The organism is Aeromonas enterica (genome assembly GCF_054052465.1).
Genome location: NZ_JBSTYL010000028.1, coordinates 21,780 through 44,166, shown reverse-complemented (window position 1 = coordinate 44,166; position 22,387 = coordinate 21,780). Strand labels below are relative to the sequence as shown.

Below are 22,387 nucleotides of genomic sequence, written 5' to 3'. Positions count from 1 at the left end.
CGCGCCCCTCACCTTGGCCCTCTCCCAAAGGGAAAGGAGATCATCCAGTATCGGAGATACAGCGCTGGCAATGGCGTGTGAATTCTGGATATAGCCACGGAGCCAAATCTCCCTTCTCCTCTTGCGGGAGAAGAGTTGGGGATGAGGGGTAGGAAAATAATATCTTTCACGGTAAACATTGGGCTTCGCTACGCTCAGCCACAACCTACATAATCGGTAGATTGTGGCTGAGCCTGCGAAGCCCAACATAAGAGAGAACCTACAAGCCATGAAAAATCAGAATGGAATATCATCATCCCATACATAAAATTTATTTCTAACATCAGATATTTCATTTCTAATCTTTTCTATTTCATCAAACTTTGCATCACTTACAATTTTATTTTCCAGTGAGTTCAATGCTTTATCGAGATTGGTAACAACCCTCCCAATATAATCTCTTTGTTCTGAATCTTGCGCTGACAAGCGTTTATTGGAATGTTCCAATTGTGTAATAGAAAGACTTAACTTATTGTTCTCAGCGCGGAACTCTTTCGATTTAAGTTCGAAGTCAGAAAGCAATTTAGAATACTTGCCCTTAAGGTTTATTATTTCACGAATGAGCTCTAATTTTTGCTCTGCCCATAGTTCTAGCTCCTTGTCCTTTAACTTAACAACATATTCATCTGTTGACTCAATTTTTGCACACACCGTCTCCTTTCTTCTAATAAAGGCGTCTTTCTGTGCTTTATTGCTATTTCTATCTCTAACTTTATCAATGCAATTATCATGTATAAAGCTGTAGATCGTATTTAAAAAAGGAAGTATTACTAAATATCCGACAGATACTGAAAATGGGATTAATAGATCATCTGTAAACCCCCAACTTTTGCTCTTTATAATGTCAAGCTTCCCTTGGTTACTTTCCAATATAAACCTAGCCACTCCATTTATATTCAAAAACATCCAAGACAAGACGAAAGCGCCGATAATAGGATTGTTTAGTCTAGATGTTGCATTATCTTTCAATGATTTAAGTAAATCCTTCATCAATAACCTCTAATCTGAATCGATTCATGATAATGAGTAGCAAACTTAATTTCCCATGGCGGTAAATCCCTTTACCTCTGCCATCAATCACTCCCCCAACCTCTCCGCCAATCCGGAATAACGCTCGGTTTTTTTCCGAACCGCTTGGGCCAGCAGGGCGCGATCGCCGTAGAGATCAAGGCGGGCCTTGGCGCGGGTGATGCCGGTATAGACCAGCTCGCGGGTCAACAGCGGGCTGGGGCTGTCGGGCAGCACCAGCACGGTATGGGCAAATTCCGAGCCCTGGGATTTGTGGATGGTCATGGCGTAAACCGTCTCGTGGGGGGGCAATCGGCTGGGCAACAGGGCGCGCAGGGTGCCGTCCGGCTGCTCAAACCATACCTTGAGCCGCCCGGTTTCATCGGGCAGGCAAAGCCCCATATCGCCGTTATAGAGGCCGACCCCGTGGTCGTTGCGCACCACCATCACCGGGCGACCGGCATACCAGTCCCCATCGCGGGCAATCAGCCCGGCCCGTGACAGGGCCAGTTCGAGCCGCTCGTTTAGCCCCAGCACCCCGAACGGGCCATCGCGCAGGGCGCAGAGGATCTGGAAGCTGTTGAATGCCTTGAACACGGCGGCGGGCTCTTCCCCCGCGCGGGCCGCCTTCAGATAGCTGCCGTAACCGGCCACCCCCTGGGCAATCAGGGCATCGTAGGCCTCTCCGGCCCAGGGGTGCAGGCTGATATCGGCAAAGCCCATGCCCCAAACTGCCTCCACCGCCGTGGCATCGCCGCTGTTGCAGGCGCGCGCCAGCTGGCCGATGCCGGAGTGTTGATCAAAGCGCCAGCTCTTGGAAAGCAAACAGAGGCTGTCGCGCACCGGTGCCCCAGCGGGCGTACCCTGCAAGCGGTAGCCGGTCTGGCGGGAGAGCCAATCCGCCTGCGCCGGGCTGATGCCCTGTTCGATAAAGCTGCAGATATCGCCGAGCACGGCCCCCGCCTCCACCGAGGCGAGCTGATCCTTGTCGCCGAGCAGGATCAGGCGGGCGTGGCTCGGCAGTGCATCGAGCAGGCGCGCCATCATCGGCAAGTCGACCATGGAGGCCTCATCCACCACCAGCAAGTCGAGGTGCAGCGGGTTGCCCGCGTGGTGGCGGAACTGGCTGCGCCCCGGGATCACCCCGAGCAACCGGTGCAAAGTGCCCGCTTCGGTGGGGATCGCCTCCACCCACTCGGGGGGCAGATCGAGGGCCTGCAGGGCAGAGCCGATACTCTCGGTGAGGCGCGCCGCCGCCTTGCCGGTGGGGGCCACCAGCCGGATCGCCGGTGCCTTGCCTGCTTGCAGGCCGGTCTCCACCAGAATGGCGAGCAATTTGGCGACCGTGGTGGTCTTGCCGGTACCGGGGCCACCCGAGATCACCGCAAAAGGGCGCGCCGCCGCGGTGGCCGCCGCCAGCTTCTGGCCGTTGCAGCAGAGCGCCTCGGGCACCAGCGCATCCAGCTTGCCAAGATCGCTCGCCGCCTGGGCGCTGGTCAGCAGCCCTTCGATGGCGGGCCAGTCCACCTCGCTCGGGAACACCAGATCGAGATACTTCTCGATAAAGTGGCGGGCCGAGAAGTCGGGGGCGAGACGGGCCTTGAGCAGCGCTCCAAACACCAGCCCGTAGTCGCGGGCAAACAGCCGCGACAGGGCCGGGGCTATCTCCGGCCATTCGGCGCGTTCACTCAAGGCGCGCAGATGACGGGCCACCCCTTGCTCGTGATCGTGGTAGCGGGTGAGGTAGAGGCGCCCGTGCCACAGCCGCAGCGGCCAGCGCGGGGCGAGCCCCTCATCCTGTTCGGTACCAACCAGCGGGCTTGCCGCAAACAGGGCTGGCCAGCGGGCAGGATCCGCCAGATCCAGCAGCAGATCCCGACTCTGCTGGGGATCCAGCCCGAACGGGCGCAGGGATCCGGCTGCCAGCATCTCAAGCGGCAGGCAGACATGGCCGCGCCCCAGCTCGAAGCAGGCGAGCGCCGCCCCCAACACCAGCTCGGGGCTGCTGCCAAGATCGGCCACCAGCTTGGCAAATTGCAGATCCAGCTGGCGAATGCGCCCCGTCAGTGCCAATGCTTTCAACCGTTCGATCATGATGGCGCTGGTCGCTGTGCTGATCATGGTGTCGCTCATGCCTCTACCTCACTCAATGCTTGGGATCCCGCTGCTGGCGGCTCACTGCCTTCGCTAAACAACCGATCCAGCCCCAGCACCAGTTCACGGCTCGGGCGGGTATGGAAAATGCCCCCCTGCGGCATGCCACGCAGGAACAGATAGAAGACGCCGCCAAAATGCTGCTCGAAGTCGTAGCCCGGCAGGCGCAGGGTGAGCAGCCGGTGCAGCGCCAGCGAGTAGAGCTGGTATTGCAGGTCGTAGCGGTGCTCCGCCATCGCCCGCTCCAGCGCCGGACGGCTGTAATCGGCGGGGCTCATGCCGAGGTGGTTCGATTTGTAGTCGAGCAGATACCAGCGCCCCTGCCACTCGAACACCAGGTCGATAAAACCCTTGAGCATCCCCTGCACGGTGGCAAAGCCGAGCGGCTTGTTGCCCCGCGACAGAGGGTCGTGCTGCTGGCAGAGGGCGGTCAGCGTCGGTGCCGTCACCCGCCCCATGGGCAGGAAGAACTCCAGCTCCACCTGTTTGCGCTCGGGGGCCAGATCCCGCAGCCGCACCGGCTCACCAAAGCCGGTTTCCAGCGGGGTATCCAGCACCGCCTCCACCTGCTGTTGCAGCACGGAGGCCCAGCTTTCGTCGAAGCCATCCTGCGCCAGCAGGGCGGCGATATGCTGCGCCAGCGAGTCGCCAGCGGCGTTCTGAAAATCGATGGTCTCGAACAGGCTGTGCAGCAGGGTGCCGGGGCGCGCGCCCTTCGGGAAGGTGAAGATGGAGGGCTGGGGCGCCTCCTCAGGTTGTTCCGCAGCCAGTGCGGCCGCCTCGGTCACTACCTCGTCATCGAAACCGGGATTGGCGAGCACGCCCTTGCTGTGACCGTGACCCTGCGCCGCCAGACCGGAGTAGGAGCTGATCCACCAGTCCCGCTCAAGAGAACCGGTAAAGCGGCGCACCTGCGGCTCGCCCAGCTGCTCCTCCTCTGGCGGCAGCGGGGCCGGACGGGTGAGCGAGGGCTCACAGACGGCCACCCCGGGCAGCGCCTGCGCCAGCTCGGTCAGGGCTGTCGCCAGCGTGGCGGCATCCCCCTCTTCGCCCTTTTGCAGCAGGTAACCGATGGCGGTGTGGTGCAGCTCTGTCTTCTCCGACTTGCCGTTGCCCGAGCGCACCGGCGCCAGCCCCAGCCAAGTGGCGTAAACGCCCCGGGTCAGCGCCACGTAAAGCAGCCGCAAATCTTCGGCAAGGCGCTCCTTGTCCGCTTCGGCCAGCGAATGGTCGGCGCCGGTCAGGTCGAGAATGGTGCGATTGCCCGCCTCGTCAGCCTCGTGATAGAGCGGGGTCTCGGCGGTTCTGTGGCTGCAGATGAAGGGCAGGAACACCAGCGGGTACTCCAGCCCCTTGGATTTGTGGATGGTGACGATCTGCACCAGCTTGCGCTCGGATTCGAGGCGCAGTACCTGCTCCGCATCCTGACCGTTGGGGCGGCTCACCGCCTCCCCCAACCAGCGCAGCAGGGCATATTCCCCGTCCAGCTCGCTGCTCACCTGTTGCAGCAACTCACCGAGATGGAGGAAGTTGGTCAGCCGCCGCTCGCCGTAGGGGCTCGCCAGCAGGGAGGAGGCGAGATTGCGCCGGTGCAACAGGGCCCGCAGCATCGCCAGCACGCCACGGCGATGCCAGATCTTGCGGTACTCCATAAACTCCTGCACCGCGCTCTCCCACGCCCGCTCGTCCGATGCCAGCGCATCAAGCGCCCTGGCATCCAGATCAAACAGGCCAGTCGCCAGCGCCGCTCGCAGACTGCGCTCCTCGCTCGGGTTCTGGCAGGCGTGCAAAATCAGCAGGATCTCCCGCGCCTCCACCTGCTCCAGCACGCTCTCGCGGTTCGACAGATAGACGGAGGCGATGGCGAGCCGCGCCAACTCTTGCTGCACCAGCTTGCCCTCGGCGCCAGTGCGCACCAGCACGGCGATATCTCCGGCCTTGACCGCCTTGTCCCCGATCAGCGCCTTGCCCTCGCGAGCGAGCGTCAGCAGGCGGTGGATCTCGGCGGCGGTGGCCCGGGCCATCTTGCTCTGGTAATCCCCCCGATTGAAGGTGGGCTGGCCGGTCAGCTGCCAGCAGTGGAGCACAGGCGCGGGGGCGCCATCGAGCAGCAGCGCCTTGCTCTTGCCCTGCGCCTCCACCGGCAGGAAGGGGATATCCGCCTCGTAGATAAAGGGATCCTTGGCCCGTTCGAACAGGCCGTTGACCGCCCCCACCAGCGCACTGCTGGAGCGCCAGTTGCGCCCGAGGGTGTAGTGGGCGCTCACATTTCGCCGCGCCTGAATGTAGGTAAAGATGTCGGCGCCGCGAAAGCCGTAGATGGCCTGCTTGGGGTCACCGATCATCAGCAGCGCCGTGTCTGTGTGGCCGCCGTAAAGACGGTGGAAGATGCGGTACTGCTGGGGGTCGGTATCCTGAAATTCATCGATCATCGCCACCCGATAGGTGGCGCGGATCCGCTCACAGAGCCGCTCGCCCAGGCTGGAGCCAAGCGCACCATCGAGATCTTTCAGCAGGTCATCGAACGAGAGTTGATGGGCTTGGCGCTTGCTGGCCTGCATCCGGCTGCGCACTACCTTGGCCGCCCGTTGCAGGATAAGGTCGCGAATACCGGGTCGGCTCGCCAGCAGCTCGTCGATCTGGCTGAACAGTGGCAGGGTTGGTAACTCCTTCCCCTTGCTCAGCTTGGCTTCCAGGGTTTCCTGGCCGAAGCGCTCCAGCTCCTTGGGCAGCGCGTAGCCGCTCCCCTCGTCCTGCGCCCAGTCGCTTATCTTGGCGAGCCAGCCCTCGTAGTTTTTGCCGGTATAGAGCTTTATCTGCCCCTCGGTCTGGCGGCGGATCTCGTCTCCCTGTGCCAGCCAGGCATCTTTCACCGCCCCGATGCGGGCCATGGCCGCCTGATGGCGAGCGGCGAGGGTTTCATTCCCCAGCGTGGGGTGGATCTCCAGCTCGCTGTTGTCGAGCCAGCTGCCCATCTCCCGCAGCAGGGCGGCGGGGCTCGGCCAGAGCGCGCGCACCGAGCTGGCGAGGGTCTTGTCCACCGGATAAAACTCGGCGCGCCAGTAGTCGCTCACCGCCTGCAGCCTGAGCTGGCTGTCGTCGGTGAGAAATTCGGTTTCAAAGAGGGCGCCCGACTCGAAGGCGTTCTGCTTGAGCATCCGCTGGCAGAAGCCGTGGATGGTAAAGACCGCCGCCTCGTCCATCTGCCGTTCGGCGGCCAGCAGGCGACGGGCCGCCAGCTCATGATCCTCCACCTCGTCCAGCAGCTGGGCCAGCAGGGTGTCACTGCTATGGCCGCGCATAAAGGCGAGCCGCGCCTCGTGGATGCGGCCGCGGATCCGCCCGCGCAGCTCGGCGGTGGCTGCTTCGGTAAAGGTCACCACCAGGATCTCGGTTACCGACAGCGGCCGTTCGTGGGCACTGGGCTGGCCCACATCGGCGCCCTCCTCGATCAGCGGGCCGTGGCCCAGCAGCAGGCGCAGGTAGAGACCAGCGATAGTGTAGGTCTTGCCGGTACCGGCGGAGGCTTCGATCAGTCGTTCACCATGGAGGGGAAAACGCAGGGTATTGAGTGAGTTAGCCATGATTACATCATCTCCATGGTAGTCAGCAGCGGGGTCAGGTGTTCACGGGCCAGCGCCTGCAACTGCCCCAGCACGGCGTCGTCGAGTTCGGGGAAGCAGCGGGCAACGTAAGCGTCTTGCCCTTCCCCATTGATCATCCAGCCACCGTTGAAACGGGTGAGCGCCGCCTTGTCGGCCGCCTCCGGCTTGTCCGGATCCTTCTCGATCGCCCTGAGCCACTCCCAGGCGGTGTTGGGGAAAAACGGCAGCGGCCGCTTCATCCCCTGCGCCCAGAGCGCCACCAGCGCCGCCAGCTTGGGCCGCGCCTCGTCGGCAGCGAGCTTGGCTAACCGCAGACTCTGTTTGGCATCGAACAGCAGGGTGTCGCCGGGGGCGCCGCTCAATGAGAGACAGAGGTGCTGGATCCAGCCCAACAGCAGATCCTTGCCGTTGAAGCTGCCGGGTTTGACCACCAGCAAGCGCCCTTTCTGGGTGTCGATCCACCCTTGCAGCTGGCCCTGGGTCAGGGAGATGTCGATCTCCACTGCCTGCTTCTCGGCAACCCAGGGGCGCAACCGATCCGCCAGCTTGCCCATCTCGGCATCCAGATCGTCCAGCAGCAGGCTGCCGAACCACCCTTGCGGCAGTAGGCCGGTAAGCTGCAACCGCTCGCGCCGCACTGAACTGTCTCCCTCAACCAGATGGGAATCGAGCAGCAGCGCCTTGAGCTGGTAGTGCTGCAGGCCATCCAGCTCGAACGGCTCGCTGTCCTCGATGTTGGCCTCGTTGAGTTCAAACCACACCTTGAGGCGGCGGTTGAGAAAATACTTGGTGGGCTGACGATAGAAGCGCAGCAGCTCCGCCAGCTCCAGCCCCTGCTCCTTGCCCCATTCGGGGGGCAGCGGCAGCTCGCCGCTTTGGAAATTGGCGGCGCCGCGCACCGGATTGAGGGCGGGCAGCCAGTCGGCGGCATAGGTAAAGAGGCGTGAGCCCGCTTCCGGGTAGAAATAGTTGCGACTGTAGGGGGTGAGCGGGTGCGCCACCATCAGGTGCTTGAGCAGCCGCTTGCCGGAGGTCTCGTCATCGAGGCTCTCATCCCCCGCCAGCACGAAGCCCTGCCGCACATAGTCGATCAGTTCCGCCAGCAGTACCGACGGCACTTTGTCGCTGTTGTCCTGAGCGCTGAAGCCCTGATAGCTGATATAGAGCCCCTGCTGGGCGCTCAGCAGCGCCTCAAGGAACAGGTAGCGGTCATCATCACGACGGGAGCGATCCCCGCGCCGCGACGCCACCGCCATCAAGTCAAACCCCATGGGGGCCAATGTGCGCGGATAGACGCCATCGTTCATGCCAAGCAGGCAGACCTGCTTGAAGGGGATGGAGCGCATCGGCATCAGGGTGCAGAAGTTGACCTGACCGGCGAGGAAGCGCTGGCTGGAGCGGGACTCTCCCAGCACGCTGCCGAGGTAATCCTGTAACAAGTCGGCGGTAATGGGCTGCTCGAAGCGGGCCTCGCCAAGCTGGCTCTGCCAGTCTGCCAGCTGGCTGCGAATAAGCTGAAGCTGACGCTCTTCATCCTCGTCGGCCAGATAGAAGCGCTCCAGCAGCGCCAGCAGGCAGGCATTCCACTGTGCCAGCGGCTGCGCCTGTTGCAGGCGGGGCAGGAATTCGGCCAGCGAGTCGACAAACCAGGCGAGCTTGCCGAGCGCCAAGCCCTGCTGACCCTCGATATCGGCGTAGGGCAGGATACCCGCCACCGGCTCGCCATCCCCCATGGCAAAGCCGAGCAGCATGCGGCGCAGGCCGAACAGCCAGCTGTTGCCGGACATGGGCGGCAGCTCGAAACGGACGGGGTAGCCGTCATCCAGCCCCCAGCGGATACCGGTCTCCTGCACCCAGACCCGCAGCTGGTTGAACTCGTCGTCATCCAGCTCGAAGCGGCGCAGCACGGCGGGCACCTCGAGAATGGCGAGCAGTTCCCCCGCCCCGAAGCGAGCGTTGGGCAGTCTCAGCAGGGCGAGGAAGCTTTGCAGCAGCGGGCTCTCCTGACTGGCAGCACGATCCGAGACCGCGAACGGGATCTGGCCCCGCGCGCCAAACACCGCCTGAATATAGGGGCCGTAGCTGTTCACATCCGGCATCATCACCACCACATCTTTCGGGGTGAGGGACGAGTCCTGCTCGAACAGTGCCAGCAGCCGGTCGTGCAGCACTTCCAGCTCGCGCATCGGGCCATGGCAGGCGTGGATCTGCAAGGATCCATCCGCCGGATCGAGCGGGCTCTTGTGGTGGCTGCTGTCGAGATCAAACTGACCCTCGCCCCGCGAACCTAGCTCCAGCACATCCTTCTGGATGGCGCGCAGCAGGCTGACATTGCCCTTGGCATCCACCTCGTCGATATCGACGAAGGCCTCTATTTGAGGCACCTCCAATTCCATCAGCTGATGCAGGTAGTCGCGCCCCAGCTTGCCCATGGAGGCGAGCAGCGGGTTGGCGGGCCCCTGCAATGTCTCGATATCGGTGCCGGGTTTGAGCTTGTTCTCCAGGCGCGCCAGCGTCTTGCGATCCAGCAGATCTCCCCAGTAGTAGCGGCAGGGGTTGGTAACGAACAGGTGCACCTCCACCTCCGGCCGGCTGCCGAGGGCCAGCAGCGCCTCCACATAGCGCGGCGGCAGCGCCGAGATGCCAAACACGAACACCCGCTGCGGCAGCTTGCCCGGCAGATCGGCGGTGCGCGCCAGCTCGTGGATAAACTCCTCGTAGAGGTTGGCGCGATGGTAGCCGCTCGGGGAGAGCGCCAGGGTGCGGGCCACCAGCTCGCGCCACAGCTCCGGCTGCCAATCCTGACCGCTCACCCCGGCCAGCTCCTGACTCCCTGTACCGACCAGTCCCTCCCCCTCTTCCCAGCGGGCGATCCAGTCCGGCCGGTACACCAGATACTGGTCGAACAGATCCGCTACCTTCTGGCAGAGCTGCCACAGCCGCACCTGTTCTGGATCCCCGGCAGGATCGTGCTCATCCCCGCCCAGATAGGCGGCGAGCGGTGCAAAAGTGGGACGATCGAGCAGGGCGGGCAAAATGGTCATCAGCTGCCAGCTCATGGATCCCTTGTTGTAGGGGCTCTGGCGCGGGACGTCCGCCAGCACCTGGGTGAACATATCCCAGATGAAACTGGCGGGCAGCGGAAAGTCAATATTGGCGGCGATGCCGAAGGCCTTGGCCAGCTCCAGCTTGAGCCACTGGGCCATGCCCGGACTCTGCACCAGGATCTGCTCCCGATCGAAGGGGTGAGAGAGAGGGGCCTGCCGGATATGGTTGACCAGCAGCTCCTTGAGCAGATCCAGCTGATTGGAGTGGTAGAGGGTAAACATGGACGACTCCCGCCAATTCACAAGAGGGGATGAGCGCCGGAAAAGACGAGCCATTTCCGTCACTTCACAGGAGTGGGAATTGTCGGGGATCGGGGGGGAAGATGCAAAAGGCGCTTGCGGCCAGCGACAGGCAAGGAACGGAATCATGAGGGGCGCCGCAGATTTGGCTTCCCCTTTCTCACAGATAGAAAAAAGCCGGTGCAGTTGCACCGGCCAAAAGGCGTTGGAAAACTTGAATCTTCAGGGCATTACCAGTTCTTGCCGAGACGGGCATCCAGACTGAAGGCCCCTGCACCGGCTGCCGCCAGGGCCAGAAAACCACCGGCCACGGAGACGTTCTTCATAAACATCAGCATCTGCATCTGATCCGCAGGCTGATAGTGGAAAATAAAGGCGGCCATCAGGGTGAAACCGGCCATCAGCACAGAGATGCTGCGGCTGAACAGACCCAGCATGATGGCGAGGCCACCACCCAGCTCCAGCAGTATCACCAGCGGCAGAATGAATCCGGGCACGCCCATGGCTTCCATGTAACCCTGGGTACCGGCATAACCGCCGATCTTGCCCCAGCCCGCAATCACAAACATCAGTGCCAGCAGTACGCGACCCACCAGCAGTGCCACATCTTTCATCTTGTCCATTTCAAACTCCTCGTTTTGTGTCACATCACCGCTGACTGCTTCAGGGTAGGTCAAATAACAGGGCTTGGCTGGCACTCATTGCCACCAGATCCCATTTGGGTTCATCACGACTCAGTACCCCGTCGCCGGGTCGGGCAGCCAGACCGTTGGCGGTCAACTCCCCTGAAATCATCTGCAGGTAACCGTGTCGGCCGGCCAGCGCCCAGGCGAGGCTCTCGCCGGGTTCAAGCTGCAACCGCCATACGCGGGCCTGCTGGCGGATCCTGAAGGACCCCGCTTCGCCGTCCGGTGACGCTACCAGCGTCATGCCCGGTTGGGCTTCAATCTTCTTCTGCTGATAGCCGGGTGGCGTGCCGAACTCGTTCGGCTCGATCCAGATTTGCAACAGGGAGAGCGGCTCGGTCTGCGAGGGGTTGTACTCGCTGTGCCGGATGCCGGACCCTGCGCTCATCAGCTGGAAATCCCCCGCCGGGATCTGCTCGGCGTGGCCGAGGCTGTCCTTGTGCTCTATGGAGCCTTGCAGCACGCAAGTCAGGATTTCCATGTTGGCGTGAGGGTGGGTCGCGAAACCGCCACCCGGTGCCACCAGATCCTGATTGATGACCCGCAGCACCGAGTGCCCCATCCAGTCCGGGTCGTAGTAGTGCCCGAAGGAGAAACTGTGGCGCGCATCCAGCCAGCCGAAGTTGGCTTTGCCGCGCGCTTCTGCGGCTCTCAATGTCATCATGATGTGCTCCTCACGTACCGATACGGTTGATTAACGCTGCTTGCCGCTACCGATGCCGAACGGAATGCGGTAGTCGCTGCTCTGATCCCCGAGGCTCACGGTCAGTGTGCCCTGAGTGCGGCTCGGGATCTGCACCTGCTGGCTGCCAATCAGGTTGGCATGGACCGATGCCAGCACATCGCCAGACTCGTCACGCACTTCCAGCATGGGGTTGGCTTTGCCATCCACGGCGGCGGTCGCGTTCCAGTTCACAAACAGCACACCCGGGGCGGCGTTGATGTCGGCTGGCACGGCAGCCTGGGCGAAACCGGCGGTCATCAGGCCTGCAACGGCCAGCATCTTGATTACGTTTTTCATGTTCATTCACTCTCTTGGTTTTTATGTCATTGCCAAGGCCGGTTCGGCCAGAATCAATGCATCCATGCAAGAGGTTATTCAAATAGTGTGTTGTTCTTTCACCGACATCAGACATCACTCTTTGTGATGTCATAGCCCGGAACTACTGTTTATTTGGCCGCTTGACCTTCCTGCCTAAGCGTTGATTGAATATTAAAGACACTTGGCCTAACTTGTTAGCGAGATAAACTGGCAAACATGTTCAAAAAAATTGAAGGTATGAAATGGCCAAGGAATCGAACAAGGAAAGGGCGCTGACCCTGGAAGCCATCCGGGTGCTGGATGCCATCGATCGCCGTGGCAGCTTCGCGGCGGCGGCCGACGAGCTGGGCAAGGTGCCCTCGGCGCTGAGCTACACGGTGCAGAAGCTGGAAGACGAACTGGACGCCATGCTGTTTGATCGCAGCGGCCACAGAACAAAGTTTACCCCGGCCGGTCGCATGCTGCTGGAGCGTGGCCGGTTGCTGCTGGAAGCGGCCGAGCACCTGGTGGGCGAAACCCGGGCACTGGCCCGCGGCTGGGAGACCGACATCACAATAGCCGTCGATGCCCTGGTGCCGCTGCAGGCCCTCTATCCCCTGGTCGAAAGGCTGGCCGAGCTGACGGACACCCGGCTGAGGTTTCGCGCCGAGGTACTGGCAGGCAGCTGGGAGTGTCTGGAAGATGGCCGGGCCGACCTGCTCATCTCCTCCCTCAATCCCGACATCATGATGACCGGCATCAAACATCAGGCGCTGCAGGAAGAGGTGATGCTCTATGTCGCCCACCCGGATCACCCGCTGCACCAGGAGCCAGAGCCCTTGGCGGACGAAACCCTGCGCCGTTACCGCGCCATAGCGGTAGCCGACTCTGCACTGCGCAAGCCGGTGCTCACCTATCGCCTGCTCGACAAGCAGCCGCGTCTCACCGTCAGCACCATGGCGGAGAAACGCGATGCCCTGCTGGCGGGGATAGGGGTCGGCACCATGCCGCTGAGCTGGATAGAAGAGGACATCAAGGCGGGCCGCCTCAAGGTGATCAGCCCAGAGTATCGTCACCAGATCCAGGTCGTGCTGGCCTGGCGGCGCGATACCATGGGCAAGGCCAAGAGCTGGCTGGTGCGGGAGATACCCAAGCTGTTTCCCTGCAAAGGGGAGTAAGGCCGGGGAGCCTCAGGCATGACGGATGGAGGCGGCGCTCGCCTCCGCTTGACGGCGGGCGCAAATTCGGGGAAAAGAAAAAGCGGCCCTCTTGCGAGTTCCGCTCAATGCCAGGAAAGAATAAAAACCTTTCGGTTTAAAAAACCCTTAAATTGGAAGCAAACAATCGATTTCTCAACCAGGAAGGTCTTGAATCCGATTCGTTTTGAATTATGCGCGATGTTTTATGCGCCACCAGCAAAATGTTGAATGGTTGAAGGATATGCACCGCAGAGTATCACTATCTGCACCCTTAACCCTTGACTGGTCTGGCCATTTCAACCGATTACGCCGGGTTTATTTCCTCTGGTTTTTTTAAGTGTCAGTATCTGAGCCCGCAACGACAAAAACTCTCAGTTTCTGACACAACATAAAGATGCAGATAAAGGAATAGTTGCATGACCTACAGCCAGACCCTGGCCAACAATATTCTCGACACCCTGAAGAAGACCCTGACCGACAAGGGGATCCGCTACCAGACCCTGGCAGAGGCCATGGGGGTCTCCATCGCCACCGTCAAGCGGATGATGAACAAGCCCTCCCTGCCGTTCGATACCCTGCTGGAGATCTGCCATCTGGTGGGACTCTCGTTCGAGGAGCTGCTGGACCGCACCCAGGATGCCCAGAGCCGCCGCGCCGTCTTCACTCAGGAGCAGGACGAGGCATTCCACAAGGAGCCCGGCCTCTACGCCTTTCTCGCCAACATCTTCTGGCGCGACAAGACCCTGATCGATCTGAAGCGGGAGTACGGCCTGACCGATGCCTCCTGCTACCTCTATCTGCGCAAGCTGGAGAAGCTCGGCATACTGCAGCTCGGCATAGACAACAGCTACCACTTCCTCATCAGCGAGCGCATCAGCTTCGAGCAGCACAGCCGCTTCGCCCGTCAGCAGGCGCGCCAGGCCATGTCCGTGCTGGGGGACTACCTGGTGGAGAACATGCACAAGTCCAACAACTACATGGCGCTGTGCCAGCTCCATCTGGACGAGCCCGAGGCGATGGCGCTGATCGAGCGGATGAAGGAGTACTGGCACCAGGAGCTCAAGCTCAACCGCCCCGCCATCGGCCAGCGCGAGGGCAGCAAGACCTACACCATGTCGCTGCAGCTCGCGGACTGCGGCTACCAGAGCTTCGATGACCTGATCCCCAATATCGACAACTGATCCCGGCGGATCCTGCAGGATCCGCCCATTTTTGTTGGCCCGAACGTTAGCTTGACACCGGCCATTCCGACCGTCTTGCAGCCATCGGATGCTGCGCCCGTGTATCGAGACAGATACGGATCGCCACTGTGCCCGCCAGAGCGCTGGATATTCCCTAATCGGCGAGCGGGGTTTGCTGCAGTTTGCCTGCGACCGGCTGCAATACTCGTGTATCCAGACAGATGCGGATCGCATCCGGCCGCCAGTGCTCGATATCGCAATCCACCAGCGCCCCCCGTTCGTCATAGTTGACCCGCACCAGCCGCAGCACGGCGCTCCCCTGTGCCAGGTTGAGGGCGCGGGCGATGGCACCCCGTGCCGCCGAGGGGGTGATCTCGATGCTCGCCCCGCCCTGGCCTATGCCATAGCACTGCTGATAGAGCTCGGTGAGGGAGCTGGCCAGCGGCGCGTTAGCGATATCGGGGAAACGGCTGGCCAGCAGGTGGTGGCTGACATGCAGCACCGGGCGGCCATCGATCAGCCGCAGGCGGCAGATCTCATAGAGCGGAGTAAAAGGATCCAGCCCCATCCAGCGGCACAGCTCGCTGCTGGCAAGCTCGCTGCCATGGGCCAGTACCCGGGTTTCGGCGGTGCGTTGCTGCTCGCCGATCCACTGGTGAAAGTGGGTATGGATGGCGGGATCGTAGGTGAGGCGGGGCGGTGCCACGAACCAGCCGCGCCGCTCGGCCCGGTAGATAAGGCCATCCGCTTCGAGGCTGGAGAGCGCCTCCTTGATGGTGATACGGGTGGTAGCGAAACGCTCGCTCAGCGCCCGCTCGGCGGGCAACTGCTGTCCGGCCCCCAACTGGCCGCTGCCGATATAACGGCGCAGGGTCTGGCAAATCTGTTCGCACTTGGAGGAGATGCGGCCATCGGCCACCCCCTGCTCGCTCAACCTCGGCTCGGTCACGCTCTTATCCCTGTTGCTTATTCAGAAGACGGGTGGCTGGCGTCGCCCTTGTTGGCTCAGTCCGTATTGGAATAGTCCAGCCTCACTCGGGTTCAGAGTTGTAACCGCTCAGGATGACAGCGGCGTGACAGGATGACTGTCATCAAACTGCCATCAAAGTGCCCCGCCACCGTCATATTTCCCCTCTAGCATCCCTTTCGAACCTTAACTGACCTAGTCCAGAGGGATGGGATGATGAAAAGCGTGATCGCAAGTGCACTGGCCCTGGTGGCCATCAGCCAGCCACTGTTTGCCGCCGAGAACATTGCGGATCTTGAGAAAGCCGCCCGTGGCGAAGGGCAGCTCAACAGCATCGGCATGCCCGACAGCTGGGCCAACTGGAAGGATACCTGGCAGCAGCTCGGCAGCATCTACGGCATCAAGCATCAGGATACCGACATGAGCTCGGCGCAGGAAATCGCCAAGTTCGCCGCCGAGAAAGCCAATGCCACCGCCGACATCGGTGACGTGGGCGGCGCCTTCGGCCCCGTAGCGGTCAAGCAGGGGGTCACCCAGCCCTACAAACCCTCCACTTGGGCCGATATTCCCAACTGGGCCAAGGATGCAGACGGTCACTGGATGCTGGCCTATACCGGCACCATCGCCTTCCTGATCAACAAGGATCTGGTCAAGACCGCCCCCACCAGCTGGCAATCCCTGCTGGGCGGTGACTACAAGGTGACCCTGGGTGACGTCGGCGTCGCCTCCCAGGCCAACAACGGCGTGCTGGCGGCGGCTTATGCCACCGGCGGCAGCGAGAAAAACCTCAAGCCCGCATTGGAGCTGTTCGGCCAGCTGGCCAAGCAGGGCCGCCTGTCGCTGAACGACCCCACCATCGCCAATATCGAGAAAGGCGAGGTGGAAGTGGGCGTGCTGTGGGACTTCAACGCGCTGAACTATCGCGACCAGATAGACCCCAAGAAGTTTGACGTGGTGATCCCGAGCGACGGCTCCATCATCGCCGGCTACACCACCATCATCAACAAGTGGGCCAAGAACCCCAACGCCGCCAAGCTGGCGCGGGAGTACATTCTCTCCGATGCCGGCCAGATCAACCTGGCTCGTGGCTACGCCCGCCCCATCCGCAGCAATGTGGTGCTGCCGGATGACGTCAAGGCCAAACTGCTGCCAGCCGAACAGTATGCCAACGCCAAACCGGTCAGTGACAACGCAGCCTGGGAGCAGAGCTCCAAGGCCCTGCCGCGCCAGTGGCAGGAAACCGTCATGATCAACATGCAGTAAGGGAATCCAGTGCAACACAAGGTGATAGTGGTACTTGTGGATGGCCTCTCTGCCGAGGTAGCCCATTGCATGGGCTACCTCGCAGGCATGGTGGAGGCGGGACAGGGTCTGCATGCAACCCTGAGCTGTGCCCTCCCCTCCCTCTCCAGGCCCCTCTACGAGTGCATCCTGACTGGCATGTCACCAGTGATGAGCGGCATCACCCACAACGGGGTTAGTCGACTCAGTCAGCATGACTCCATCTTCCACCTGGCTCGGACGGGCGGCAAACGTACTGCAGCGGCGGCCTACCACTGGGTGAGCGAGCTCTACAATCGCAGCCCCTGGCTCGCACCACGGGATCGCTTCACCCACGACGAGCAACTGCCGATACAGCATGGCTGCTTCTACTGGGATGACGGCTACCCCGACAGCCATCTGCTGATGGATGGCGAGTGGCTGCGAACCCAATATGACCCCGATTTTCTGCTGATCCACCCGATGGGGGTGGACGATGCGGGTCACCGCTTTGGCCTCGATTCTCACCAGTACCGCAATCAGGCGCGCCGGATGGACAGTCTGCTGGCCGACCTGCTGCCCCAGTGGCTGGCACAGGGCTATCAGGTGCTGATCACCTCGGATCACGGCATGAACAACGACCTGAGCCACGGCGGTACTTTGCCGGAAGAGCGCACTGTGCCGCTCTGGCTGTTTGGCGATGCCTTCATCAGCCAGTGGCCGGCCGGCCCCGCGATGCAGCAGACCCAGCTCTGCGCCCTGATGGCCGATCTGCTGGGCGTGCCCCACGACAAGCCGATCAGCCCTCCCCTGCTCAAGGCAGCCTTCTTGCGCGAGGTACACTGATGATGCCTGCAACGACCCGGACCCCGACGGCTCAACCCACGGCACCCCTGCGCAGGATCCGCCGCCACTGGTTGCCCGTGCTGGTGCTGCTGCCCTTTGCTCTCTTGATGATCCTGTTTCAGCTCGCCCCCATGGTGTGGGTACTGGTGGGCAGTTTTCAAACCCCGGAGGGCTGGGGGTTCGATTACTATCGGGAGATCCTGGGTTCCCCCTTCTACCTGCAATCCTTCACCAACTCGCTGCGTATCGCCGGCATCGCCAGCCTGGCGGGGCTCGCCATCGGCGCCCTGGGGGCGGCCGCGCTGCGCCAGAGCGGCGAGCGGGTAAAACGGCTGTTGCTGGCGTTTGTTACCATGACCAGCAACTTCAGCGGGGTACCGCTGGCATTCGCCTTCATCATCATTCTCGGCATCAACGGCGCCGTCACCCTGTTGCTCAAATCCTGGGGCTGGATCGACGGCTTCAACCTCTATTCGGGGTCGGGTCTTATCCTCATCTACACCTACTTCCAGATCCCGCTCGCCCTGCTGCTGCTCTACCCGGCGTTCGATGCATTGCAGGATGACTGGCCCCAAGCCGCCGCCCTGCTGGGGGCCAGCAGAGGGCAATATGTATGGCACGTGGCGCTGCCGGTACTGACTCCGGCGCTGCTCGGCACCCTCATCATATTGTTTGCCAACGCGGTGGGCGCCTATGCCTCTGCCTACGCCCTCACCACCGGCAACTTCAATCTGGTGACCATACGAGTGGCCAGTCTGGTCTCCGGCGACATCTTCCTCGAGCCCAACATGGCAGCGGCGCTGGCGGTGATCCTGATGGTGCTGCTGGGGGTAGTGACAGCCGCCAACCAGTGGCTGCTGAAAAAGAGCTATCTGAACAAGGGGCAATCCCATGCATGACCTGACGCCGCGCTGGCCCAAGTGGGTGCTGGGGGCGCTGGTCGCCACCCTGCTGCTGCCGCTGCTGGCTACTTTTCTCTACTCCATCTCCACCCGCTGGGGGGCGACCCTGCTGCCGGACGGCTTGACCCTCGACTGGTATCTGCAACTGTGGGGCGACCCGCGCTTTCTCGCCGCCTTCGGCCGCAGCCTGTTTGTCTGTTTCGCCACCCTGTTGCTGGGGACGCTGGTGCTGGTGCCCACCGTGCTGGTGGTGGCCTACTACTTCCCCAAGCTGGATCCCTGGATGAACCTGCTGATCCTGCTCCCCTTCGCGGTGCCGCCGGTGGTCTCCTCGGTGGGGCTGCTGCAGATCTACGCCGACGGCCCTCTGCCCATCGTCGGCACGCCGTGGATCCTGGCGGGTGCCTGGTTCACCATAGTGCTCCCCTTCATGTACCGGGCGCTGGCCAACAGCCTGCAGGGTGTGCCGCTGAAAGATCTGATGGATGCCGCCCATCTGCTGGGGGCCAGCAGTGCCCGCGCCTTCGCCCTAGTGGTAGTGCCCTGTCTGCGCAAGGGGTTGCTGGCGGCGCTGTTTCTGTCGCTCTCCTTCCTGCTCGGCGAGTTCGTGTTCGCCAACATGCTGGTGGGCACCCGTTATGAGACCCTGCAGGTCTACCTCTACAACATGCGCGCCACCTCGGGCCACTTCACCAGCGCGCTGGTGATGAGCTACTTCCTGCTGACCCTGCTGCTCACCTGGGCGGCCAACAGATTTCATCGGTGATCCAGATGTTTCATTTAGAAGTCAATCAGTTGCACAAATCCTACGGTGACACCAAGGTGTTCGAGGGGATTGAATTCGGCATCCGCAAGGGGGAGCTGGTGACCCTGCTCGGCCCCTCCGGCTGCGGCAAATCCACCCTGTTGCGAGCGTTGGCCGGGCTCACCGCGGTGGATGGTGGTCAGGTGCGGGTGGCCGGTGAGGACATCACCTGGCAGGCGCCCCAGAAGCGGGGCATCGGCATGGTATTTCAGAGCTACGCCCTCTTCCCCAACATGACGGTATGGGACAACGTGGCCTTCGGCCTCAAGATGAAGCCTCAGCCGGGACGGGAGCTCGCCACCAGCGTGCAGGAAGCGCTGGAACTGGTGGAGCTGACCGGCTTTGAGCGCCGCTACCCGGCCGAACTCTCCGGCGGCCAGCGCCAGCGGGTCGCCCTGGCCCGCGCTCTGGTGGTGCGGCCAAGGATCCTGTTGCTGGACGAGCCGCTTTCGGCCCTTGATGCCCGCATCCGCCGCAGCCTGCGCTTGCAGATCCGCGAGATCCAGCAGCGACTTGAGCTCACCACCATCTTCGTCACCCACGATCAGGAAGAAGCGCTGACCATGTCGGACCGGGTATTCCTGATGAACAAGGGATCCATAGTGCAGAGCGGCACACCGGAGCAGATCTACACCCGCCCCGCCAGCGAGTTTGTGGCAAGCTTTATCGGCAACTACAACCTGCTGAGCGCGGAGCAGAGCAAGTCACTGTTTGGCCCGCACGCCCATGCCAGGCTGGCGCTGCGGCCGGAGTCCATTGCCTTGCTGCCGGCTGGGGTGCAGAGCCTTGATCCCAGCCTGCCGGGCGTCATAGCCCAGCAGCAGTTGCTCGGCAACGTCATTCGCTATCAGGTGACATGCGAGGCGGGGCTCTTGACGGTGGACTGTCTCAATCGCTCGGCCCGCGATCTGCTGCCGGTAGGCACGGCTGTCACCCTGGTGGTGGCCCGGGATCAGCTGTGTGAGGTAGCATAAAACCATGAACGACTTTCTTTTTTCACCCGGTATCACGATGCCGGTAGCCCACGCAAGGAGCAAGCATGGCACTGGCACTGTTTGATTTGGACGAGACCCTTATCGCGGGGGATTCTGCCAGTCTCTGGCTGGAGTACATGGTGGCCGAGGAGCTGGCTCCGGCAGACATGATTGCCGAGGAGCAGGCCCTGATGTCCCTCTACCATCAAGGCAAGATGGACATGCATCAGTACATGGCCTTCACTCTGCAACCGTTGGCAGGCAAGTCGCGCCAGTGGCTCGACCCGCTCTGTATGCGCTTTGCCGAGCAGGTGCTGCGCGATCGTATCTACCCCGAGGGGTTGGAGCGTATCGAGTGGCACCGCCAGCGTGGCGACGAGCTGGTGCTCATCTCCGCCTCCGGCGAGCATCTGGTGGCGCCGATGGCGCAGATGCTGGGGATGGATCACTGCGTCGCCATCCTGCTGGATGAGGAGGAGGGAATGCTGACCGGTCAGACTCGCGGCACTCTCAGCTTTCGCGAGGGCAAGGTAGCCCGCATCAATCAGCTCTTTGCCGGAGACGACGACCTCTGGCAGGAGAGTCATGGTTACAGCGACTCCCACAACGACCTGCCGCTGCTGCGAGCCGTGACTCATCCCCATGCGGTCAACCCGGCTCCCGGTCTGCGGCAGGTCGCTGCCGAACACGACTGGCCTACCCTCGACTGGCAGCTGACCGGCTGAATGAAGAAGAGGCCCTCAGGCCTCTTCGTTACTTAACCGGCTGCCTGTTGGCAATATTGCCTCTTCAGCCATCGGCGCCTGCGGGTTGCCCAGGTAGATGCGGTTCTTGCCATCACGCTTGGCGCGATAGACCTCGGCATCGGCCACCTCCAGCAGCGTCTTGCCGTGCGCCACCCCATGGCTGGCCACCAGCCCGCCACTCAAGGTGAGTTTGAGGCCAGGCTCGCGCCAGTCCAGTGACTCCACCCCCTTGCGGAACTGCTCCAGCAGCATCAGGCAGAAGTGGGTGTCCGGATTGACCATCAGCACCACCAGCTCCTCCCCGCCGTAACGGCAGACCCAACCATGATCTCCCAGTAACCGCATAGCCAGCTTGGCCACCCGCTTGAGCACCACATCCCCTGTCTGGTGACCATAGTTGTCGTTGACCCGCTTGAAGTCATCGAGATCGACCATGGCCAGACAGAAGGGCTGCTGTTCGAGCAACAACCGGGTCAGGCGTTCGTCGAAGAAACGGCGGTTGTAGAGACCGGTCAGCTTGTCCAGATTGGCCTGCTGGCGGGCCTCGTGATAATCCTTGCTCGCCTCGGCCAGCTCGGCGTAAACGTGCTGGAGCTCCCGCATTCCGCCCTGGGGCACATCATCGGGTTGGGTCCGGCTGGCCCGGATCATGGAGGCAATCTCGTCAAGCATGCGGCGGAAATAACGAGACCACACCAGCGCCAGCACGAAATAGAGCACACAGGCCAGCGCCACCAGCAACTGCACGTTGAGGGAGACCCTGTCGATCGCGGCCTGCACGCTGGCCGCCGGTTGCACGCTGATCAGCACCCAGTTGCGCTCGGGCAACTGGCTGTAGGCCACAAACAGCTGGGAGGCCTTGTCCAGAAAGATGCCGTCTTCCAGGCTGAAACGGGAGAGCCACTCAGGATGGGCCATGGGCTTGAGCAACTGGGCGGGATCCGGGTGCACCAGCACCTCGCCGGAGTGGTTGACGATCATCTGGTAACCGTTGTCGGCCTGGCGGTTCAGCTGGGCCGAAAAGGGCGCCAGAATGGCATCGACCGCAAACACTCCCTGCACCTTGCCGCTGGCATCGGTCAAGGCCCGCGCCAGGGCGATCACCAGATTGCCATTGGTGTAGTCGTAGTAGGGCTCGGTCCAGACCATCTTGCCCACGTGCTGATTGGCCAGCTGATACCAGGGGCGCACTCTGGGATCGAAACTGGCATCTGCCTCCCACTTGGGATAGATCAGCATCTGGCGCTCGGCCGTGCCGACATAGATGTAGATCAGGTCGGCCATCATCCCTTTGTAGAGCCGCCACTCCTTCAGATAGGTCTCGGTATTGTGCAGCCGGGGACCGCTGATATCTTCCACCTTCACTTGGTCGTAGATAAGCGTAAACTGCCGTTCCATCTCGTGGAGATAGGGTTCAATGAAGACGTGACGCAACTGGTGATTGGTGGCGAGCAGACGCTGCTGCAACTCGTTTTGCAGGCTGCGTTCCATGTGCAGATAGTAGATGGCGCCCAGCATCAGTACGGGAATAAACAGCAGCAGCAACCCCAGCCGCATCCGGGCAACCAGGGACCAGGTTTTCTTGGAGACAACACGCTTATCCAACCCGGACTCCTGCTACCGTCAGACATGATGTAGTGTCAGAAT

Annotated in this window: 17 protein-coding genes; 8 read left to right on the top strand and 9 right to left on the bottom strand. The window is 61.8% G+C overall.

Annotated features, from left to right (window positions below):
* Window positions 1-276: 276 nt before the first annotated feature.
* From ACW5XD_RS20830 to ACW5XD_RS20800, 7 genes are all read right to left on the bottom strand, one after another.
* Window positions 277-1,029, bottom strand: coding sequence for a hypothetical protein (locus ACW5XD_RS20830; RefSeq protein ID WP_456496527.1), 753 nt, complete (start codon window positions 1,027-1,029; stop codon window positions 277-279).
* Window positions 1,030-1,116: 87 nt separating this feature from the next.
* A complete protein-coding gene (gene recD / locus ACW5XD_RS20825) occupies window positions 1,117-3,180 on the bottom strand; it encodes an exodeoxyribonuclease V subunit alpha (RefSeq protein WP_456496526.1) in 2,064 nt (687 codons plus the stop codon).
* Window positions 3,177-6,785 carry an exodeoxyribonuclease V subunit beta gene (gene recB, locus ACW5XD_RS20820; RefSeq protein WP_456496525.1) on the bottom strand — a complete coding sequence of 1,203 codons (3,609 nt, stop codon included), beginning with the start codon at window positions 6,783-6,785 and terminating at the stop codon, window positions 3,177-3,179. Before recB ends, recD begins: the two co-directional genes overlap by 4 nt.
* 2 nt (window positions 6,786-6,787) lie before the next feature.
* Entirely contained in the window at window positions 6,788-10,135 is a 3,348-nt protein-coding gene (recC, locus tag ACW5XD_RS20815; protein ID WP_456496524.1) for an exodeoxyribonuclease V subunit gamma, read from the bottom strand.
* Window positions 10,136-10,383: 248 nt separating this feature from the next.
* A complete protein-coding gene (locus ACW5XD_RS20810; RefSeq protein WP_043141457.1) occupies window positions 10,384-10,776 on the bottom strand; it encodes a DoxX family protein in 393 nt (130 codons plus the stop codon).
* A gap of 40 nt (window positions 10,777-10,816) precedes the next feature.
* On the bottom strand, window positions 10,817-11,503 hold the full coding sequence (locus ACW5XD_RS20805) for a pirin family protein (RefSeq protein WP_456496523.1): 687 nt from the start codon (window positions 11,501-11,503) through the stop codon (window positions 10,817-10,819).
* A gap of 30 nt (window positions 11,504-11,533) precedes the next feature.
* On the bottom strand, window positions 11,534-11,866 hold the full coding sequence (locus ACW5XD_RS20800) for a hypothetical protein (RefSeq protein WP_456496522.1): 333 nt from the start codon (window positions 11,864-11,866) through the stop codon (window positions 11,534-11,536).
* Window positions 11,867-12,123: 257 nt separating this feature from the next.
* Here ACW5XD_RS20800 and ACW5XD_RS20795 point away from each other — a divergent pair, with 257 nt between their 5' ends.
* Together ACW5XD_RS20795 and ACW5XD_RS20790 are read left to right on the top strand one after the other, a co-directional pair.
* Window positions 12,124-13,038 carry a LysR family transcriptional regulator gene (locus tag ACW5XD_RS20795; RefSeq protein WP_456496521.1) on the top strand — a complete coding sequence of 305 codons (915 nt, stop codon included), beginning with the start codon at window positions 12,124-12,126 and terminating at the stop codon, window positions 13,036-13,038.
* A gap of 437 nt (window positions 13,039-13,475) precedes the next feature.
* Window positions 13,476-14,240: a helix-turn-helix domain-containing protein gene (locus ACW5XD_RS20790; RefSeq protein WP_456496520.1), complete on the top strand. Its 765-nt coding sequence runs from the start codon at window positions 13,476-13,478 to the stop codon at window positions 14,238-14,240.
* Between the two features lie 154 nt (window positions 14,241-14,394).
* Here the strand turns inward: ACW5XD_RS20790 and ACW5XD_RS20785 are convergent, their stop codons facing one another.
* Complete coding sequence (locus ACW5XD_RS20785; protein ID WP_456496519.1) at window positions 14,395-15,189, bottom strand: UTRA domain-containing protein; 795 nt, start codon at window positions 15,187-15,189, stop codon at window positions 14,395-14,397.
* A gap of 234 nt (window positions 15,190-15,423) precedes the next feature.
* On the opposite strand from ACW5XD_RS20785, the gene ACW5XD_RS20780 reads away from it, so the two are divergent.
* The 6 genes from ACW5XD_RS20780 to ACW5XD_RS20755 all read left to right on the top strand — a co-directional run bounded on the left by ACW5XD_RS20780 (window position 15,424) and on the right by ACW5XD_RS20755 (window position 20,719).
* The gene (locus ACW5XD_RS20780; RefSeq protein WP_456496518.1) at window positions 15,424-16,470 is read left to right on the top strand and encodes an ABC transporter substrate-binding protein; all 1,047 of its coding nucleotides are present in this window, start codon (window positions 15,424-15,426) and stop codon (window positions 16,468-16,470) included.
* A gap of 9 nt (window positions 16,471-16,479) precedes the next feature.
* Window positions 16,480-17,313: an alkaline phosphatase family protein gene (locus ACW5XD_RS20775; RefSeq protein ID WP_456496517.1), complete on the top strand. Its 834-nt coding sequence runs from the start codon at window positions 16,480-16,482 to the stop codon at window positions 17,311-17,313.
* Window positions 17,313-18,212 carry an ABC transporter permease gene (locus ACW5XD_RS20770; RefSeq protein ID WP_456496516.1) on the top strand — a complete coding sequence of 300 codons (900 nt, stop codon included), beginning with the start codon at window positions 17,313-17,315 and terminating at the stop codon, window positions 18,210-18,212. The genes ACW5XD_RS20775 and ACW5XD_RS20770 overlap by 1 nt, the downstream gene beginning before the upstream one ends.
* Entirely contained in the window at window positions 18,205-18,981 is a 777-nt protein-coding gene (locus tag ACW5XD_RS20765; protein WP_456496515.1) for an ABC transporter permease, read from the top strand. Before ACW5XD_RS20770 ends, ACW5XD_RS20765 begins: the two co-directional genes overlap by 8 nt.
* A 5-nt stretch (window positions 18,982-18,986) precedes the next feature.
* A complete protein-coding gene (locus ACW5XD_RS20760; RefSeq protein WP_456496514.1) occupies window positions 18,987-19,994 on the top strand; it encodes an ABC transporter ATP-binding protein in 1,008 nt (335 codons plus the stop codon).
* A gap of 65 nt (window positions 19,995-20,059) precedes the next feature.
* Window positions 20,060-20,719 carry an HAD family hydrolase gene (locus ACW5XD_RS20755; RefSeq protein WP_456496513.1) on the top strand — a complete coding sequence of 220 codons (660 nt, stop codon included), beginning with the start codon at window positions 20,060-20,062 and terminating at the stop codon, window positions 20,717-20,719.
* A 15-nt stretch (window positions 20,720-20,734) separates the two neighbouring features.
* Here ACW5XD_RS20755 and ACW5XD_RS20750 read toward each other — a convergent pair whose 3' ends face one another.
* Window positions 20,735-22,345, bottom strand: coding sequence for a sensor domain-containing diguanylate cyclase (locus tag ACW5XD_RS20750; RefSeq protein ID WP_456496512.1), 1,611 nt, complete (start codon window positions 22,343-22,345; stop codon window positions 20,735-20,737).
* Window positions 22,346-22,387 lie beyond the last annotated feature (42 nt).

Bases quoted from the DNA above. Each gene is read 5' to 3' on its own strand.
- ACW5XD_RS20830 (WP_456496527.1), bottom strand. From the start codon at position 1,029: ATGAAGGATTTACTTAAATCATTGAAAGATAATGCAACATCTAGACTA.
- recD (WP_456496526.1), bottom strand. From the start codon at position 3,180: ATGAGCGACACCATGATCAGCACAGCGACCAGCGCCATCATGATCGAA.
- recB (WP_456496525.1), bottom strand. From the start codon at position 6,785: ATGGCTAACTCACTCAATACCCTGCGTTTTCCCCTCCATGGTGAACGA.
- recC (WP_456496524.1), bottom strand. From the start codon at position 10,135: ATGTTTACCCTCTACCACTCCAATCAGCTGGATCTGCTCAAGGAGCTG.
- ACW5XD_RS20810 (WP_043141457.1), bottom strand. From the start codon at position 10,776: ATGGACAAGATGAAAGATGTGGCACTGCTGGTGGGTCGCGTACTGCTG.
- ACW5XD_RS20805 (WP_456496523.1), bottom strand. From the start codon at position 11,503: ATGATGACATTGAGAGCCGCAGAAGCGCGCGGCAAAGCCAACTTCGGC.
- ACW5XD_RS20800 (WP_456496522.1), bottom strand. From the start codon at position 11,866: ATGAACATGAAAAACGTAATCAAGATGCTGGCCGTTGCAGGCCTGATG.
- ACW5XD_RS20795 (WP_456496521.1), top strand. From the start codon at position 12,124: ATGGCCAAGGAATCGAACAAGGAAAGGGCGCTGACCCTGGAAGCCATC.
- ACW5XD_RS20790 (WP_456496520.1), top strand. From the start codon at position 13,476: ATGACCTACAGCCAGACCCTGGCCAACAATATTCTCGACACCCTGAAG.
- ACW5XD_RS20780 (WP_456496518.1), top strand. From the start codon at position 15,424: ATGAAAAGCGTGATCGCAAGTGCACTGGCCCTGGTGGCCATCAGCCAG.
- ACW5XD_RS20770 (WP_456496516.1), top strand. From the start codon at position 17,313: ATGATGCCTGCAACGACCCGGACCCCGACGGCTCAACCCACGGCACCC.
- ACW5XD_RS20765 (WP_456496515.1), top strand. From the start codon at position 18,205: ATGCATGACCTGACGCCGCGCTGGCCCAAGTGGGTGCTGGGGGCGCTG.
- ACW5XD_RS20760 (WP_456496514.1), top strand. From the start codon at position 18,987: ATGTTTCATTTAGAAGTCAATCAGTTGCACAAATCCTACGGTGACACC.
- ACW5XD_RS20755 (WP_456496513.1), top strand. From the start codon at position 20,060: ATGGCACTGGCACTGTTTGATTTGGACGAGACCCTTATCGCGGGGGAT.